Here is a 15,891-nt window from a genome sequence, read left to right on the forward strand (position 1 = left end):
CAAAACTTTGCCGGTTCGTGTCCGAATGGCGCGGGTGATTGTCCGTTAATCGATGGGCTGTGGCCGATTCGAGGGTCTTGCGTCGAGGGTCGTGCGCACAGCACCGCGCCCCGCTTGCGCACAGCACTGAGCCCCGGCCGGGGGCCGGGGCTCAGAGGGTGGCGGTGACTCAGACGTTCACGCCGAAGTCCTGCGCGATGCCGACGAGGCCCGAGGCGTAACCCTGGCCCACGGCGCGGAACTTCCACTCCGCCCCGTTGCGGTACAGCTCGCCGAAGACCATCGCGGTCTCGGTCGCGGCGTCCTCGGAGAGGTCGTAGCGGGCGATCTCGGTGCCACCGGTCTGGTTCACGATCCGGATGTACGCGTTGCGCACCTGGCCGAAGTTCTGCGAGCGGGACTCCGCGTCGTAGATCGAGACCGGGAAGACGACCTTGTCGACGTCGGCGGGGAGCGCCGACAGGTTCACGTTGATCGCCTCGTCGTCGCCCGCGCCCTCGCCCGAGCGGTTGTCACCGGTGTGCACGATCGACTGGTCCGGCGTCTGCTTGTTGTTGAAGAAGACGAAGTGGCCGTCCGAGTAGACCTTGCCCTGCGTGTTCACCGCGATCGCCGAGGCGTCGAGGTCGAAGTCCGTACCCGTGGTGGTGCGGACGTCCCAGCCGAGGCCCACGGTGACGGCGGTCAGGCCCGGAGCCTCCTTGGTGAGCGAGACGTTGCCACCCTTGGACAGGCTTACTGCCATGGTTCGGGAGTCCTTCCCTCGTTAAGTACGTAAGTGCAGCCGAAGCTACCCGTACCCGTAGGAACGCGGTGAGGGGTGGGGAAGGTTCCAGATCTCTTTACTTTCTTTACTCCGCCGGAAATCGGGTGACGCCCCGCGCGGTGACGCGCGACCATGGAGCCATGTCAGGGCCCTATCCCATCCGCGGTTCGGTCGTCCTTCCGGAGGCCGAGCTGGTCTGGCGTTTCTCGCGCTCGTCGGGGCCGGGCGGCCAGCACGTCAACACGTCCGACTCGCAGGTCGAGCTGCGCTTCGACCTCGCCGCCACGAAGGCGCTGCCCGACGTGTGGAAGCGGCGCGCCCTGGAGCGGCTCGCTCCGCGCCTGGTGGACGGCGTGCTCTCCGTACGGGCCTCCGACCACCGCTCCCAGTGGCGCAACCGCGAGACGGCGGCGGTGCGCCTCGCTTCCCTCCTGGCCGAGGCCACGGCCCCGCCTCCGAAGCCGCGGCGCCCCACACGCGTGCCCCGCGGCGTCAACGAACGCCGCCTGCGCGCGAAGCGGGCCCGCTCCGACACGAAGCGGGGCCGCTCGGGCCGGGACTGGTAGCCGGGGCCCTACTTGCCGAGGTGGCGGTACCGCCCCCGGAAGTACATCAGCGGGCCGCCCTCCGCGCTCGGCAGGGACGCCGACAGGACACGGCCGATGACCAGCGTGTGGTCGCCCGCGACGACCCGGTTCTCCGTCCTGCACTCCAGCGTCGACAGCGCCCCGCCCACCAGCGGCGCCCCCGTGTACTCGCCCCGTACGTACGGAATGTCCTGGAAGAGGAGCCGGTCGCTGAGTCGGCCCTTCATGGCGAAGCGCCCCGCGATGTGACTCTGGGACTCCGCGAGCACCGAGACCGCCCACAGGGGCTGCTCGTCGAGGAGGTCGTCCATCCGGGAGCCGTTGCGCAGCGACACCATCACCAGCGGCGGGTCGAGGGAGACGGACATGAAGGCCGTCGCCGTCATGCCCGCGTCCTCGCCCGCGGGCCCGTCGGGGTCGAGCTGCGGTTCGTGCGCGGTCAGCAGGACGACGCCTGCGGCCAGTCGGGACAGGGCGGCGCGGAACTCGTCGTTGCTCACCCCCTCAGCATGCCCGGGGGCGGGTGTGGGGGTGGGGGAGGGGACCGATGTGGCGGGGGACGTCTTCAACACGCCTCAAACGCTAGCCTCGCCCGTGCGCGCCCCGCATCGGGCCGACGACCGAGGTCGGTCCTAGGACCATGGGCGCGGTACGTGTTCAGGAAACGCACAGAACCCACCCACCAATCCGACTCAATCCTTCATGTTCTGCTGTGACTTGAGTCACAGGAGCCATTATTTGTTGACCCTGTGTACCGGGTGCACAGCTCGCTGTGATTCAGTGGCGGTCGACACTGAGAATGAACGTGCTGCTGCACGTGCGAAGCGAGCCGATGCGAAATCTGGAGTGCTGTCGAGGTCTCGGGGAGAACTGAGCATGGAGACCGAGTCGGAGCCGTACGTCCGTCTTGCGACCCTGCGTCAGCTGCACCAGGTGATGGCGGACATGAACACCGCCCGCAGTCTGGCCGACACCCTCCAGACCGTGGCGGACGGAGTCGTGAGCGGGCTCGGCTACGAGCTGGCGTGCGTGAACCTCGTACGTCCCGACGGTGACCTCGTCGTCGCCGCCTTCGCGGGAAACTCCGCCGCCGAGGCCCTCATCACCGGACGCGTCGGCTCCCGCGCCGCCTGGGACCGCCGCCTCGCCATGGGCAAGCAGTGGGGCGAGCTGCGCTTCATACCGCACACCGAGGGCTGGATCCTCGACGAGGACGACGTCCCGCAGTGGTTCACCGCCGGCCCGCCGCCCCGCTTCGAGGACGAATGGCACCCCGCCGACCGCCTCTTCGCGCCGATGTACGCCACCGGCACGTCCGGCGGCGAACTCCTCGGCGTGATCTCCGTCGACCGCCCCCGCAACGGCCGGATCCCCGGCGCCTGGGGCCGTGAGGCCCTCCAGATGTACGCCTTCCAGGCCGCCATCGCGATCAGCAACGCACGGCTGCGCTCCAACATGCAGCGCGCCCTCGTCCGCCTCGAGCGCGAGCAGCAGGCGCTGCGGGCCAGCGAGGAAAGCTTCCGCCAGGCCTTCGAGTACGCGCCGTCCGGCATGGCCATCGCCGAGATGGGCGGCGACCAGCACGGCCGGATCCTGCGCACGAACGACGCGCTGTGCCGCCTCCTTGGCCGCCCGGCCTCCGCGATGCGCCGCTACTCGTTCGCCGATCTCGTGCACCCCGAGGACATCGGCACCCTGCTGCGCACCTCCGCCGAGGGCGGCCGCGCCGAGCTGCGCCTCGCCCGCCGCGACGGCACGTACGTCTGGGTGTCCCTGCGCAACTCGGTGGTCGCCGACGCCGCCGACGGTCCGCGCTTCCTGCTCACCCACGTCGAGGACATAGAGGAGCGCAAGCGCCGCGAGCTCCAGCTCGCCCACCGCGCCTCGCACGACTCGCTGACCGGCCTGCCGAACTCGGCGGAGCTGCGCTCCCGGCTCTCCGCCCGGCTCTGCCGCCGCCCGCAGGAGCCGGGCCCCAGCGCCGTCGACTCCCTGGACGCGGCCTACGGCGACCACCGGGGCGGCGCGGCGGCCGACGACGGCATGGGGATCGGCTACGACTTCGGCGCCCCCGTCCCGCACCAGTCGAACCTGTACGAGGCCTTCGACGGCTTCGACCACCACGTGCACGTCGTCGCGCCCGAGCACGACGAGTCGTCCGGCGCCGACAGCGGCACGAAGGGCCTCGCTGTCCTCTTCTGCGACCTCGACGGCTTCAAGTCGATCAACGACCGGTTCGGGCACAACGCGGGCGACGCCGTCCTCATCGAGGTCGCCCGGCGCCTCACCAGCGTCGTACGGGACGGGGACACGGTCGCCCGGCTCGGCGGCGACGAGTTCGTGGTGCTCGCCGACGGGCTCGGCCGCGAGGACGCCCAGGACCTCGCCGTCAGGTTGCGGAACGCCATCATTCCGCCGATTCGGGTGGACGGCAGGGCGGTCCGGGTGGGGGCCAGTTTCGGCATCGGCTGGGCCCACTGCGGCATGACGGCGGAGGAAGTGCTGCAATCCGCTGACCAGCGGATGTACGTAGAGAAAAGATCACGCAGCAAGCAGCACAGGCGGGCCGGATAGCCCCTACATTGGGCGCGGTTCCGCGGACCCGGTGAGGTCAAGGCCACGCCGTGGGGTCACTCGCAGCGGGTACCCTCGCCGAGGTAAGCAACGTGTAGGGAGTGATCTGGGATGGCGCCCGGCAACAACGGCGGGAGCACCACGCCCGAGGACGACGATCCGTTCGGCTATCTGTACGCCGACGGTCAGGCGGCCGGGGCGACCCCGCCCGAGGGCGCGGGCGGCGGATACGGCTACCCGAACCCGAGGTCGTCGTACAACCCGGTCAGGGCCAACCAGATCCGTACGGTCGGCGAGCGCCAGTACGGGCAGCCCCAGCAGACGCAGGGGTACCAGCAGGCGCAGGCCTACCAGCAGCCGAACGCGCACTACCAGGCGCCCGAGACGCTGCCCGGCGGCGGCGTCCCCGGCCAGGCGGGTCCGCCCACGGCGCCGATCCGCGGGGGCGGCCGAGGCCGTGGCCCGAACACGAAGGCGCTGCTCATCGGCGCGGTCGCCGTGGTCGCCGCCGTCGTCATCGGCATCGGCGTCGCCATGCTCAGCAACGACTCGGGCGACGACAAGGGCGCGGAGGCCGGCGGCAAGCCGTCCGGCGACTCCCAGTCCGCGCAGCCCAGCGAGAAGCCGTCGAACTCGGCGTCCGCGAACCCGGTCGACCTGCCGAAGACCGACGCGAAGACGCTCAAGCTGGCCGGCGGCACGTCCACCGCGTCCGACGTGCAGGGCGCGAAGGCGGACGGCGGCGTGTACGTCGCGGGCTTCAACCAGGTCGGTGCGAGCCTGACCTGGACGGTCAACAACGTCCCGAAGGACGGCACGTACAAGCTGCACGTGGACTACGGGGTGCCCGGCAAGGACTCGGACGCCACGATCGACGTCAACGGCACGAAGCAGTCCCGCCCGCTGAACATGAAGAACTTCGCCGGCGCCAAGGAAGGCGACTGGGCGAAGGGCTGGACGAACACCTGGGCCATCGTCCAGCTCACCAAGGGGACGAACGCGATCACGATCTCCTGCGAGCAGGGCAACCAGTGCGACGCCAACTTCGACCGCATGTGGCTCACGCAGGGCTGATCCACGGCTGACCCCGGGCCGACCCGCTCGGGGCCGCCTACGCCGCGCCGACCTGCTCCGCGACCCTGATGCGGCCCACCAGGTCCTCGTACGTCGGGGCGTCGAACTCGCCCGCCACCGGGGACACCACCGTCGCCGCCGAGAGCGCTACCGCGCGGGCCAGGCGCTGCGGCCACGGCAGATGGTCGGCGTGGCCCGAGAGGAGTCCCGCGACCGCCGAGTCGCCGGCGCCCGTGGGGTTGCCGCGCAGACGGTCGGGGGCCGGGGCGCGCCACTCGCCCTCCGGGGTGAGGGCGCACAGCCCTTCCGCGCCGAGCGAGGCGACCACCGCGTGCGCGCCGCGCCGCCGCGCGTCCTTCATGGCCTGCAACGGCTCGTGGGAGCCGGTGAGTTCGGCCAACTCGTCCGCGTTCGGCTTCACCAGGTCGGGGCGGGCCGCGACGCCGCGGCGCAGCGGTTCGCCGCTGGTGTCGAGGAGGACGGGCACGGAGGCGGCCCGCGCGGCCCTGACGAGCGTCGCGTAGGCGCCGACCGGCACGCCCGGCGGCAGGCTGCCGCACAGCGCCACCGCCGAGGCCGACCGCAGCAGCTCCCCGTACGCCTCCTGGAAGGCCGTCCACTCGGCGGGGGTGATCGTCGGGCCCGGCTCGTTGAGCTGCGTCGTGTCGCCGCTCTGCGCGTCGACGACGGCGATCGTGCGGCGGGTCGCGCCGGAGACGGGGACCAGCGCGTCCGCGATCCGGGGCGTCTCCAGCAGCTGGTCCTGGAGCGTGCGGCCCGTCGCCCCGCCCACGAATCCCGTCACGGTCACCTCGTGACCGAGCGCGGCCAGCACGCGCGCCACGTTGAGCCCCTTGCCGCCGGGCCGCTCGGTGACCTCGGTGACGCGGTGCGTGGCGTGCGGGCGCAGGGACCGCACCCGGTACGTGATGTCGAGTGCGGTGTTCAGCGTGACCGTGAGGATCACAGGACCTCACCCCCCTTACGTACTTCCAGTAACGGGGCCTGATCATGCCAAAGTCGAGGCGGTTGGCCCAGACCGCGGGCCAACCGCCTTGTACGCGCGCGGAGTTACGGGCGCAGCAGCCACTCGCCCTTGCGGAGCACGCCCTTGACCTCGAACTCCGCGTCCAGGACCACCAGATCGGCGTCCTTGCCGGGCTCCAGGGAGCCCACCGTGTCGTACAGGCCCAGGAGTTGGGCCGGGTTCGCGGAGATCGCGCGGACGACGTCCTCGACGGGCAGCCGGTCGACCGTGACGGCCCGCTTGAACGCCCGGTCGAGGGTGAGCGTCGAGCCGGCGATGGAGCCGCCCTCGACGAGCCGCGCCACGCTGTCCTTCACCTCGACCTCCAGCGGGCCGAGCATGTAGCGCCCGTCGCCGAAGCCCGCGGCGTCCATCGCGTCGGTGATGAACGCGACGCGCTCGGCGCCCTTGTGATGGAACGCCAGCTCCAGGGCGGCCGGGTGCAGATGCGTGCCGTCGTTGATCAGCTCGACGGTGATCCGGTCGTCCTCCAGGAGCGCCGCGATGGGCCCCGGGTCGCGGTGGCCGAGCGGCGGCATCGCGTTGAACAGGTGCGTGGCGACGGTGGCGCCCGCGTCGATGGCCTCGACCGTCTGCTCGTACGAGGCGTCGGTGTGCCCGATCGCGGCGATCACGCCGTGCTCGGCGAGCAGCCGCACGGAGTCGATGCCGCCGGGCAGCTCGGTGGCCAGCGTCATCATGCGGGCCTGCCCGCGCGCGGCGTCGATCAGCTTGCGGACCTCGGCCGGGTCGGGGTCGCGAAGCAGCGTCTCGTCGTGGGCGCCCTTGCGGCACGGCGAGATGAACGGGCCCTCGAAGTGGATGCCCGCGATCTCCCCGTGCTCGGCCAGCTCGGAGAGCAGCCCGGCGCGCTGCACCAGGAAGTCCATGTCGCTGGTGACGAGGGACGGCACGATCGTCGTCGTGCCGTGCTGCTGGTGCGTGCGCACCCCCGTGAGGACCTCGTCGATGGCCCCGGAGGTGAAGGAGGCGCCACCGCCGCCGTGGTTGTGCATGTCGACGAAGCCGGGCACCACCCAGTGCCCTGTCAGGTCGACGGTCTCCGCGTCGGCGGGTGCGACCCCGACGAGCTTCCTGCCGTCGACGAGGACGCGCCCGTCGTCGACGATCCCGGTGGGCAGCACCACCTTGGCGCCGGTGAGCACCTTCGCTGTGGCCATCAGGCGGTTACCTCCGTGGTGTCGACAAGGGCATCGGCGAGCAGGTCCCAGGCGAGCAGACCCGCGCCCAGGCATCCGGCGCTGTCCCCGAGGACGGCCGGGACGATCGTGGGGAGCGCCTGGAAGGTGACACGCTCCGCGACGGCCGCACGCAGGGGTGTGAACAAGGTTTCCCCGGCCTCGGCGAGCCCGCCACCGATGATGAGCGTGCGCGGGTCCAGCAGAGTGAGCGCGAGCACCAGGCCGTCGGCGAGCGCGTCCACGGCGCTCCGCCAGACTTCTTCGGCCTTCGGGTCGCCCGCGTCGACGGCCTTCGCGCAGTCCGCGGCGGTCGCCTTCGCGTCGCCGCTCGCCTCCTGCCAGGCGAGGGTGACCGCGGAGGCGGAGGCGTAGCGCTCCAGGCAGCCGCGCTGGCCGCAGCCGCAGTCGATGCCGCCGGGACGGACCACGACGTGGCCGATCTCGCCCGCGGAGCCGTGCGCGCCGGGTTCGATGCGGCCCTCGATGCCGATGGCGCCCGCGATCCCGGTGCCCAGCGGCATGAACAGGAACCGGTCTGCGTCCTTGCCCGCCCCCAGCCGCCCCTCGCCGAGCCCGCCGGTGCGCACGTCGTGGCCGAGCGCCACGGGGATGCCGCCGAGCCGCTCGCTGAGGAGTTCCCGCATGGGTACGTCGCGCCAGCCGAGGTTGGCCGCGAACAGCGCGACCCCGTTCGTCTCGTCGACGACGCCGGGCACCGCGACACCGGCCGCGCGGGCGGGCTCGCCGAGGTGCCGCTCGCCGTACGCCCGCAGTTCGGCGGCGAAGTCGAGGATGGACTCCACGACCGCGTCGGCGCCGCGCTCGCGCCGGGTCGGACGGCGAGCCTGGTGCAGCAGTGTGCCGTCGGCCCCGACCAGGGCGGCCTTCATCCCGGTGCCGCCCACGTCCAGGGCGATGACATGTTTCACGGGGGACAGTCTCGCGCGTCCACCCTTGAGAGGTCTAGTCCAGTCCCCGTCCGTTTCCGGTCCGGCGCCCATGTGGTGTAGACCTTCTGAGGACCATGGGAGAGGCCTGTGGCGTGAAGGACAAGGGTGGAGTGCGGCAGTGCGCAAGGGGAGGACGACTCTGACCGTGGCGGCCGCGCTCGGGGTGGTGGCCGCGTCGTCGCTGCTCACGGCCTGCGGAAGCGGTGACTCGGACGACGCCGTCACGCTGCGGCTTGTCGCGGCCGACTACGGCGACTCCAAGGCCAACACCTCCCAGAAGTACTGGGACGACGTCAGCGCCGCCTTCCACAAGCAGCACCCGAACATCAAGGTCGACGTCGACGTCTACTCCTGGGACGTCGTCGACCAGAAGGTCAAGGACATGGTCGCCGCGGGCAAGGCGCCCGACATGGCGCAGATCGGCGCCTACGCCGACTACGCCGCGGCGGGCAAGCTCTACCCCGTCGACAAGCTGCTCTCCGTGCCGGTCCAGGCCGACTTCGTGGGCCAGATGAGCCAGGCGGGCGAGATCAACGGCGCCCAGTACGGCATGCCGTTCGCCGCCTCCACGCGCCGCCTCTTCTACAACAAGAAGCTCTTCGACGAGGCCGGCATCACGCCCCCGAAGACCTGGTCGGACCTCGTCTCCGACGCCAAGGCCCTCAAGGCGCAGGGCGTGCGCTACCCGTTCGCGCTGCCGCTCGGCAGCGAGGAGGCGCAGGCCGAGACGCTGATCTGGATGCTCAGCAACGGCGGCGGCTACACCGACAACGTCGGCTCCTACGCCCTCGACGACGAGAAGAACGTCGAGGCCCTGTCCTGGCTCAAGGACGACCTCGTCACCAAGGGCCTCACCGGACCCACCGAGCCCGGCGACCTCAACCGCACGCCCGCCTTCCAGGCCTTCGCCAAGGGGCAGGTCGGCATGCTCTCCGGCCACCCCACGCTGATGAACATGGCGAAGGCCAAGGGCGTCGACTACGGCGACGTGGCGATCCCCGGCCCCGACGGCACGCCCAAGTCGACGATGGGCGTCACCGACTGGATGATGGCGTTCAAGCAGGGCGGCCACCCCAAGGAGACCGGCGCGTTCCTGAACTTCGTCTACGACAAGAAGAACGTCCTCGACTTCTCCCGCACGTACACCGTCGCGCCGGTCACGGTCTCCGCGTCCGACGCGATGACGTCCTCGCCGAAGGACAAGGCGCTGCGGCCCTTCATCGACGAACTCGCGGGCGCCACCTACTACCCGGCGAACAAGACGTCCTGGCCCGAGGTCAGCGCCGAGATCAAGAAGCAGATCGGCTCCACCGTCACCCGGCAGGGCAGCGCGGCGGGAACGCTGGGCGCGATCCAGAACGACGCGGCGGCCGCGGAATCCGCCGAGTAGCGTGGCCGGTATGGAGCCTCTCGGTGACCGCGAGCGCGCGGTGCTCACGTTCGAGGGCCGGAGCTGGCCCTCGCCGGGGGCCAAGGAGCGGGCGATCCGCGAGGACCTCGACCTCGCGCCGGTCCGCTACTACCAGCTCCTGAACGCGCTCCTGGACGACCCGCGGGCCCTGGAGTTCGCCCCGGTGACGGTGAACCGCCTACGCCGCGTCCGGGACGCCCGGCGCGCCGAGCGCTAGCCCGACCCTGGGGCTCCGCCCCGGACCCCGCTGCTCAATCGCCGCAGGGGCTTGAAACAGCAAGCCCCGCCGAGGGGAACCCATCGAGCCCCGCCGGCGGTGGATCTTTCAAGCCCCGCCGTCGATTGAGGCGCGGGGGCCGGGGCGGAGCCCCGGGAGCGCGACCCCGGCTATCGTCAACGGCATGGCCCGCCATGAGTACGCCCCCCGGACGACCGCAGGACGCGATGGCCTGGACGCCCTCCTGGCCCACCCGCGGAGCGCGGTCGTCGCCCTCGACTTCGACGGCACGCTCGCCCCCATCGTCCCGGACCCCGACCAGGCCCGCGCCCACCCCGACGTCGTCCCGGCCCTCGCCGCCCTCGCCCCGAAGGTCGCCGCGATCGCCGTGATCACCGGCCGCCCGGCGGGCGTCGCGGTCCGCCACGGCGGATTCGCCGGCGTCCCCGGACTCGAACACCTCGTCGTCCTCGGCCACTACGGCGCCGAACGCTGGGACGCCGTCACCGGAACGGTCAGTGCCCCCGCCCCGCACCCCGGCGTCGCCGCCGTCCGCTCCGAACTCCCCGGCATCCTCGCCGAAGCGAACCTCTGGCACGACACGTACATCGAGGAGAAGGGCCGCGCCGTCGCGGTCCACACGCGCCGCGCGAGCGACCCGGAGGCGGCCTTCGACACCCTCCGCGCACCCCTGGCGGAGCTCGCCGCCCGGCACGGCCTGATCGTGGAACCGGGCCGCATGGTCCTCGAGCTGCGCCCGCCGGGCGTCGACAAGGGCGTGGCGCTCACCGAGTACGTACGGGAGGTCGGCGCCCGGTCCGTGCTGTACGCGGGCGACGACCTCGGCGACCTCCCGGCCTTCGCCGCGGTGGAGAAGCTGCGCTCGGACGGCGTGCCCGGCCTGCTGGTCGCGGCGGACACCGTCGTACCGGAACTCGCCGAGCGGGCCGACCTGACGGTGGCGGGCCCCGAGGAGCTCGCCGGCTTCCTGTCAGCCCTGGCGCAGCGCCTCTAGCTGCTCGATGAACCAGGCCCCCGGCGGCAGCGCCGTCGCCGCGGCGGCCAGCCGCTTCGTGCGCTCGGCGCGCTCGTCCTTCGGCATGGCGAGCGCGTCGGCGAGCGCCCGCGCGGTGCCGCCCACGTCGTAGGGGTTCACGGTCAGCGCGTCCTCGGCCAGCTCCTCGTACGCCCCTGCCTCCCGCGACAGCACCAGCGCGCACCCGTCGTCGGAGACCACGGGAACCTCCTTGGCGACGAGGTTCATGCCGTCGCGGATCGGGTTCACCAGGGCCACGTCGGCAATCCGGTACGCGGCGAGCGAGCGCGCGAAGTCGTCCTTCACGTGCAGCACGACCGGCGTCCAATCCTCCGTGCCGAAGCGGGAGTTGATGGACTCCGCGACCCGCGCCACCTCGTCCGTGTAGTCCCGGTACACGGCGAGGTCCTGTCGCGACGGATAGGCGAACGCGACGTGCACGACCCGCTCCCGCCACTCGGGCCGCTCGTCGAGGAGCAGCTCGTAGGCCCGCAGCCCGCGCACGATGTTCTTCGACAGCTCGGTGCGGTCCACCCGCACGATCACCTTGCGGTCCTCGCCGATCTGCGCGCGCAGCGCCGCGAGCCGCTCGTCGACGTCGTCCCTGTGGGCCCGCTCGCGCAGGAAGTCCGCGTCGGCGCCGAGCCCGTGCACCCCGATCCGGGTGCCGGACGTGCCGCCCACGAGATGCGTACAGCAGTCGGTGAAGGCGTCCGCCCAGCGCCGCGTCAGGAACGCACAGCGGTCGGCGCCGAGCATGCCCTTGAGGACCTGCTCGGCGATGTCGTCGGGCAGCATCCGGAAGTAGTCGACGGGCGCCCACGGCGTGTGCGAGAAGTGGCCGATCCGCAGGTCGTCGCGCAGCTCCCGCAGCATCCCGGGCACCAGCGTCAGGTGGTAGTCCTGCACGACGACGGTCGCGCCCGGCGCCGCCTCCTCGGCGAGCGCCTCGGCGAAGGCCCGGTTGTACGCCTCGTAGGACGCCCACTGTCGGCGGAACTCCGGGCCGAACGACGGTTCGAGAGGCGTCTGGTACAGCATGTGGTGCACGAACCACAGGACCGAGTTCGCGATCCCGTTGTACGCGTCCGTGTGCACGTCCGGCGCGATGTCGAGCATCCGCACGCCGGGCTCGGTGACGCCGCGGCGCACCGCCTCCCTGTCGCCCTCGCTCAGCGCCGAGCACACCCACAGCTTGTCCTCGACGACGCTGAGCGCCGACACCAGACCGCCACCGCCGCGCTTCGCCTCGATGTCCCCCGCGTCGTCGACGACGTACGAGACGGGGCCGCGGTTGGACGCGACGAGAACCTCAGCAGCACCATGCGTCGTGGATCCCATACGGGCACGCTAGCCCGGCCGGGAAACGTTCAAACGTGCGGTGCTCATGCCACGCGGCGCTCCGCGTACTCCTCGATCTCGATCATCGGCGGGCGCTCCTCCGTGTCGACCGCGTGCACCCGCGGCTCGAAGCCGCCCTCGCCGCGCTCGAACTGCGTGAGCACCGGCCGCACGAGGTGCCCGCGCGCGAGCCGCAGCTGGGCCGTGCGGTAGATCGCCGCCGCCATCCGGCCGAGCGCCTGCCCGTCCTGGTGCCGGTGCTTGCGCACCCCGACGTCGACCTGGGCGAGACCGTCGAGGCCCACGGTGTGCAGCGCGTCCACGAGCAGCCCCAGCTCCACGCCGTACCCCACGGGGAACGGCAGCCGTTCGAGGAGCGAGCGCCGGGCCGCGTACTCGCCGCCCAACGGCTGCACGAATCCGGCCAGCCGCGGCCAGTGCAGATTGAGGATCGGGCGGGCCATCAGCTCGGTCACCCGGCCGCCCTGCCCCGCGGCCCCCGCCAGCGGACGGTCGTACATCGCCTTCACGAAGTGCACGCTCGGCTCGGTGAGCAGCGGGCCGACGATCCCGGAGACGAAGTCCGGCGAGAACTCCTTCAGGTCGGCGTCGACGAAGCACACGATGTCGCCCGACGTGACGAACAGCGAGCGCCACAGCACCTCGCCCTTGCCGGGGCCCGCCGCGATCCTCGGCAGCACCGTGTCCCGGTGCACGACGCGCGCCCCGGCCGCCGCCGCGACCTCCGACGTGCGGTCGGTGGACCCGGAGTCGATCACCACGAGTTCGTCGACGAGCGGCACCGCCTCCGTCATCAGCGAGCCGCGTATCGCGGAGACGATCTCCCCGACCGTCTCCTCCTCGTCGAGCGCGGGCAGGACGACGCTCACGGTCTGGCCCGACGCGTGCTTGGCGGCGATCACCCGGTGCAAGGGATGATCCGCCACCGACCAGGAGCGCCTGTTCAGCCAGCGCTCGACCTCTTCCAGCACGGTCTGGGTTCCTTCCCTAAGGATCCGCATGTGATCCATCTCGCGGTTCGGACGACTATCTCAAGGGTCCGGGCCTTCGGTTACAGTCTTGAACAAGGCCGATGACCGCCGCATGTCGGGGGTGGTCGACCGTTCCACAAACGAATGCACACAATCGAATACCGCTCATCCAGAGGGGCAGAGGGATACGGCCCGTTGAAGCCCCGGCAACCCTCCAGCCGGTCTCGTCCGCACATCGCAGTGCGCCCGCGAGGCTCCCGGCTAGTGAAGGTGCCAAATCCGTCTCGCGGCGAGATGCGTCGCGAGGAAGATGAGGAGAAAGGGCCTCGCCTCTCATGGCTGTACAGACTGTCGCCACCGAAACGACCGCCAAGACCGTTGATCTCGGTCCTGCCTCCGGCCTTTCCTGCCGGGAGTGCGGCGCCGTCGTCCCGCTCGGCCCCGTCTTCGCCTGCGTCGAGTGTTTCGGACCGCTCGAAGTCGCCTACGACCTGCCCGACGGCGACCCCGAGGCGCTCCGCAAGCAGATCGAGGCCGGCCCCGCCAACATCTGGCGCTACGCCCCGCTCCTCCCCGTCCCGGCCGACGTCGCCGAGAAGCCGAACCTGAACCCCGGCTGGACCAAGCTCGTCAAGGCCGACAACCTCGGCCGTGAACTGGGCGTCGCCGAGGGCAAGTTGTTCGTCAAGGACGACTCCGGCAACCCCACGCACTCCTTCAAGGACCGCGTCGTCGCGCAGGCCATCGAGGCCGCCCGCGCCTTCGGCTTCACCACCCTCTCCTGCTCCTCCACCGGCAACCTGGCCGGCGCCGTCGGCGCCGCGGCCGCCCGCGCCGGCTTCCGCTCCTGCGTGTTCATCCCGCACGACCTGGAGCAGGGCAAGGTCGTCATGGCCGGTGTCTACGGCGGTGACCTCGTCGCCATCGAGGGCAACTACGACGATGTGAACCGCTTCTGCTCCGAGCTCATCGGCGACCCGCTGGGCGAGGGCTGGGGCTTCGTGAACGTGAACCTGCGCCCGTACTACGGCGAGGGTTCCAAGACGCTCGCGTACGAGATCTGCGAGCAGCTCGGCTGGCAGCTGCCCGACCAGCTGGTCATCCCGATCGCGTCCGGCTCCCAGTTCACGAAGATCGACAAGGGTCTGAAGGAGCTGATCAAGCTGGGCCTCGTCGAGGACAAGCCCTACAAGCTCTTCGGCGCCCAGGCCGAGGGCTGCTCGCCGGTCTCCGTCGCGTACAAGGGCGGCCACGACGTCGTCCGCCCGCAGAAGCCGGACACCATCGCCAAGTCCCTCGCCATCGGCAACCCGGCCGACGGCCCGTACGTCCTCGACATCGCCCGCCGCACCGGCGGCGCCGTGGAGGACGTGAACGACGAGCAGGTCGTCGAGGCGATCAAGCTGCTCGCGCGCACGGAGGGCATCTTCGCGGAGACCGCGGGCGGTGTGACGCTCGGCGTCACGAAGAAGCTCATCGAGGCGGGCCAGATCGACCCCTCGCTCACCACCGTCGTCCTGAACACCGGTGACGGGCTCAAGACGCTCGACGCGGTCGCCGATTCCTCTCAGGCCACCGCCACCATCCGGCCGAGCCTGGACGCGTTCCGCGACGCCGGTCTCGCCGCCGACCACTGAGCCCGGCCCGCCACTGAGCCCACCGACTTCGCAGCAACGGGAGTTCCCAGCATGAGCGTCAACGTCCGCATCCCCACCATCCTGCGCACCTACACCGGCGGCCAGGCCGAGGTCCCCGCCGAGGGCGCCACCCTCGCCGACGTCATCGCCGACCTCGAGAAGAACCACACCGGCATCGCCGCCCGCGTCCTCGACGACCAGGGCAAGCTGCGTCGCTTCGTCAACGTGTACGTGAACGACGACGACGTCCGCTTCGAGCAGGGCCTGGAGACGGCCACGCCCGACGGCGCGGGCGTCTCGATCATCCCCGCCGTCGCCGGCGGCTGATCGATTACCCACTGTCGTCTGAATTGCCCCCTCCGCGAGAGAAGCGGAGGGGGCAATTCTGCATGGTTGAGCGCGGTACAGTTGGGGAAGCTGCTGCGATTTCACGAACGGTGCATGACGGGCGCATATGAGTTCTCGCCCGCGGCCCGACAAGAAGCAGCCAAAGTGCCCTGCCCTTTCGGGTCCTTTACGGCATTTGTGCGGCCCGAGTTGCCCTGAGAACCGGTGAGTTGCCCCGGTTTCCCCGATCTGGCGTGCCCAGAATTCTCGTCCGATTGACCTGTTGCAGACGGCAGTTGGGCAGATACATTCAGCCGCGGTCGACGCGTTCCGGCGCACACCCCCAACCAATGGGGGGTGAGGTCTGACCCGGGTCCGCGAAGTGCGGTCCTGTGCAAGGGCCAGTAATAGGGGAGTTAGGCATGGCTCAGGGCACCGTCAAGTGGTTCAACGCGGAGAAGGGGTACGGCTTCATCGCGGTCGACGGTGGTGCGGATGTTTTCGTCCACTACAGCGCGATTCAGATGGACGGCTACCGCACCCTCGAAGAGGGTCAGCGGGTCGAGTTCGAGATCTCGCAGGGCCAGAAGGGGCCGCAGGCCGACATGGTCCGCGTGGCCGCCGGCTGAACGCGCGCGTCAGACTGCAAGCTTGCACGTCGCACGTCATGGAGGGCTCGTCTCCCGGTTCACCGGGGGCGGGCCCTTCGTGCTGCCCGGGACGTGCGCGTTCAGGGGAGCACCTTGCACT

The 15,891-nt window shown here is 71.0% G+C and carries 16 protein-coding genes and 1 riboswitch; of the genes, 9 read left to right on the plus strand and 7 right to left on the minus strand.

Annotation, left to right across the window (positions count from 1 at the left end; genetic code table 11):
• Positions 1–169 precede the first annotated feature (169 nt).
• Entirely contained in the window at positions 170–745 is a 576-nt protein-coding gene (locus ACTWJ8_RS21725; protein ID WP_356375574.1) for a TerD family protein, read from the minus strand.
• Positions 746–906: 161 nt separating this feature from the next.
• Between ACTWJ8_RS21725 and arfB the strand changes: the two genes are divergently transcribed.
• Complete coding sequence (arfB, locus tag ACTWJ8_RS21730) at positions 907–1,332, plus strand: alternative ribosome rescue aminoacyl-tRNA hydrolase ArfB (RefSeq protein WP_443260057.1); 426 nt, start codon at positions 907–909, stop codon at positions 1,330–1,332.
• A gap of 8 nt (positions 1,333–1,340) precedes the next feature.
• On the opposite strand, the gene ACTWJ8_RS21735 is transcribed toward arfB, so the two are convergent.
• Entirely contained in the window at positions 1,341–1,922 is a 582-nt protein-coding gene (locus ACTWJ8_RS21735; protein ID WP_443264959.1) for a flavin reductase family protein, read from the minus strand.
• 307 nt (positions 1,923–2,229) lie between these two features.
• Here ACTWJ8_RS21735 and cdgB point away from each other — a divergent pair, with 307 nt between their 5' ends.
• Both cdgB and ACTWJ8_RS21745 read left to right on the plus strand, forming a co-directional pair.
• Positions 2,230–3,927, plus strand: a complete 1,698-nt coding sequence (cdgB, locus tag ACTWJ8_RS21740; RefSeq protein ID WP_356375568.1) for a diguanylate cyclase CdgB — start codon at positions 2,230–2,232, stop codon at positions 3,925–3,927.
• 111 nt (positions 3,928–4,038) lie between these two features.
• Entirely contained in the window at positions 4,039–5,001 is a 963-nt protein-coding gene (locus tag ACTWJ8_RS21745; RefSeq protein ID WP_443260058.1) for a carbohydrate-binding protein, read from the plus strand.
• Positions 5,002–5,038: 37 nt separating this feature from the next.
• Here the strand turns inward: ACTWJ8_RS21745 and ACTWJ8_RS21750 are convergent, their stop codons facing one another.
• The 3 genes from ACTWJ8_RS21750 to ACTWJ8_RS21760 all read right to left on the minus strand — a co-directional run bounded on the left by ACTWJ8_RS21750 (position 5,039) and on the right by ACTWJ8_RS21760 (position 8,159).
• Positions 5,039–5,968 (minus strand): 1-phosphofructokinase family hexose kinase, encoded by a 930-nt coding sequence (locus ACTWJ8_RS21750; protein ID WP_356375562.1) that lies wholly within the window; start codon positions 5,966–5,968, stop codon positions 5,039–5,041.
• 104 nt (positions 5,969–6,072) lie between these two features.
• Positions 6,073–7,209 carry an N-acetylglucosamine-6-phosphate deacetylase gene (gene nagA, locus ACTWJ8_RS21755; RefSeq protein WP_356375559.1) on the minus strand — a complete coding sequence of 379 codons (1,137 nt, stop codon included), beginning with the start codon at positions 7,207–7,209 and terminating at the stop codon, positions 6,073–6,075.
• Positions 7,209–8,159, minus strand: a complete 951-nt coding sequence (locus tag ACTWJ8_RS21760) for an ROK family protein (protein ID WP_356375556.1) — start codon at positions 8,157–8,159, stop codon at positions 7,209–7,211. Before ACTWJ8_RS21760 ends, nagA begins: the two co-directional genes overlap by 1 nt.
• Positions 8,160–8,298: 139 nt before the next feature.
• Here ACTWJ8_RS21760 and ACTWJ8_RS21765 point away from each other — a divergent pair, with 139 nt between their 5' ends.
• The 3 genes from ACTWJ8_RS21765 to otsB all read left to right on the plus strand — a co-directional run bounded on the left by ACTWJ8_RS21765 (position 8,299) and on the right by otsB (position 10,823).
• Positions 8,299–9,570 carry an ABC transporter substrate-binding protein gene (locus ACTWJ8_RS21765; protein WP_443260059.1) on the plus strand — a complete coding sequence of 424 codons (1,272 nt, stop codon included), beginning with the start codon at positions 8,299–8,301 and terminating at the stop codon, positions 9,568–9,570.
• Between the two features lie 10 nt (positions 9,571–9,580).
• Complete coding sequence (locus ACTWJ8_RS21770; protein WP_356375550.1) at positions 9,581–9,808, plus strand: DUF3263 domain-containing protein; 228 nt, start codon at positions 9,581–9,583, stop codon at positions 9,806–9,808.
• Between the two features lie 184 nt (positions 9,809–9,992).
• A complete protein-coding gene (gene otsB / locus ACTWJ8_RS21775; RefSeq protein ID WP_443260060.1) occupies positions 9,993–10,823 on the plus strand; it encodes a trehalose-phosphatase in 831 nt (276 codons plus the stop codon).
• On the opposite strand, the gene ACTWJ8_RS21780 is transcribed toward otsB, so the two are convergent.
• Both ACTWJ8_RS21780 and ACTWJ8_RS21785 read right to left on the minus strand, forming a co-directional pair.
• Entirely contained in the window at positions 10,800–12,185 is a 1,386-nt protein-coding gene (locus tag ACTWJ8_RS21780; protein WP_443260061.1) for an alpha,alpha-trehalose-phosphate synthase (UDP-forming), read from the minus strand. The genes otsB and ACTWJ8_RS21780 overlap by 24 nt on opposite strands.
• 44 nt (positions 12,186–12,229) lie before the next feature.
• The gene (locus ACTWJ8_RS21785; protein WP_356375542.1) at positions 12,230–13,177 is read right to left on the minus strand and encodes a glucosyl-3-phosphoglycerate synthase; all 948 of its coding nucleotides are present in this window, start codon (positions 13,175–13,177) and stop codon (positions 12,230–12,232) included.
• Positions 13,178–13,339: 162 nt separating this feature from the next.
• Positions 13,340–13,494, plus strand: a riboswitch (SAM riboswitch).
• An 18-nt stretch (positions 13,495–13,512) separates the two neighbouring features.
• Between ACTWJ8_RS21785 and thrC the strand changes: the two genes are divergently transcribed.
• The 3 genes from thrC (at position 13,513) to ACTWJ8_RS21800 (ending at position 15,770) form a co-directional block, all read left to right on the plus strand.
• A complete protein-coding gene (thrC, locus tag ACTWJ8_RS21790) occupies positions 13,513–14,814 on the plus strand; it encodes a threonine synthase (protein ID WP_356375539.1) in 1,302 nt (433 codons plus the stop codon).
• A gap of 51 nt (positions 14,815–14,865) precedes the next feature.
• Positions 14,866–15,141, plus strand: a complete 276-nt coding sequence (locus ACTWJ8_RS21795) for a MoaD/ThiS family protein (protein WP_188337653.1) — start codon at positions 14,866–14,868, stop codon at positions 15,139–15,141.
• A gap of 422 nt (positions 15,142–15,563) precedes the next feature.
• The gene (locus tag ACTWJ8_RS21800) at positions 15,564–15,770 is read left to right on the plus strand and encodes a cold-shock protein (protein ID WP_030576453.1); all 207 of its coding nucleotides are present in this window, start codon (positions 15,564–15,566) and stop codon (positions 15,768–15,770) included.
• Positions 15,771–15,891: the final 121 nt, after the last annotated feature.

The sequence above is a fragment of the Streptomyces sp. SDT5-1 genome (genome assembly GCF_052245995.1).
Taxonomy (GTDB): Bacteria; Actinomycetota; Actinomycetes; order Streptomycetales; family Streptomycetaceae; genus Streptomyces.

Coding starts and splice junctions, on each gene's coding strand:
- ACTWJ8_RS21725 (WP_356375574.1), bottom strand. CDS start 745: ATGGCAGTAAGCCTGTCCAAGGGTGGCAACGTCTCGCTCACCAAGGAG.
- arfB (WP_443260057.1), top strand. CDS start 907: ATGTCAGGGCCCTATCCCATCCGCGGTTCGGTCGTCCTTCCGGAGGCC.
- cdgB (WP_356375568.1), top strand. CDS start 2,230: ATGGAGACCGAGTCGGAGCCGTACGTCCGTCTTGCGACCCTGCGTCAG.
- ACTWJ8_RS21745 (WP_443260058.1), top strand. CDS start 4,039: ATGGCGCCCGGCAACAACGGCGGGAGCACCACGCCCGAGGACGACGAT.
- nagA (WP_356375559.1), bottom strand. CDS start 7,209: ATGGCCACAGCGAAGGTGCTCACCGGCGCCAAGGTGGTGCTGCCCACC.
- ACTWJ8_RS21770 (WP_356375550.1), top strand. CDS start 9,581: ATGGAGCCTCTCGGTGACCGCGAGCGCGCGGTGCTCACGTTCGAGGGC.
- otsB (WP_443260060.1), top strand. CDS start 9,993: ATGGCCCGCCATGAGTACGCCCCCCGGACGACCGCAGGACGCGATGGC.
- ACTWJ8_RS21780 (WP_443260061.1), bottom strand. CDS start 12,185: ATGGGATCCACGACGCATGGTGCTGCTGAGGTTCTCGTCGCGTCCAAC.
- thrC (WP_356375539.1), top strand. CDS start 13,513: ATGGCTGTACAGACTGTCGCCACCGAAACGACCGCCAAGACCGTTGAT.
- ACTWJ8_RS21795 (WP_188337653.1), top strand. CDS start 14,866: ATGAGCGTCAACGTCCGCATCCCCACCATCCTGCGCACCTACACCGGC.
- ACTWJ8_RS21800 (WP_030576453.1), top strand. CDS start 15,564: ATGGCTCAGGGCACCGTCAAGTGGTTCAACGCGGAGAAGGGGTACGGC.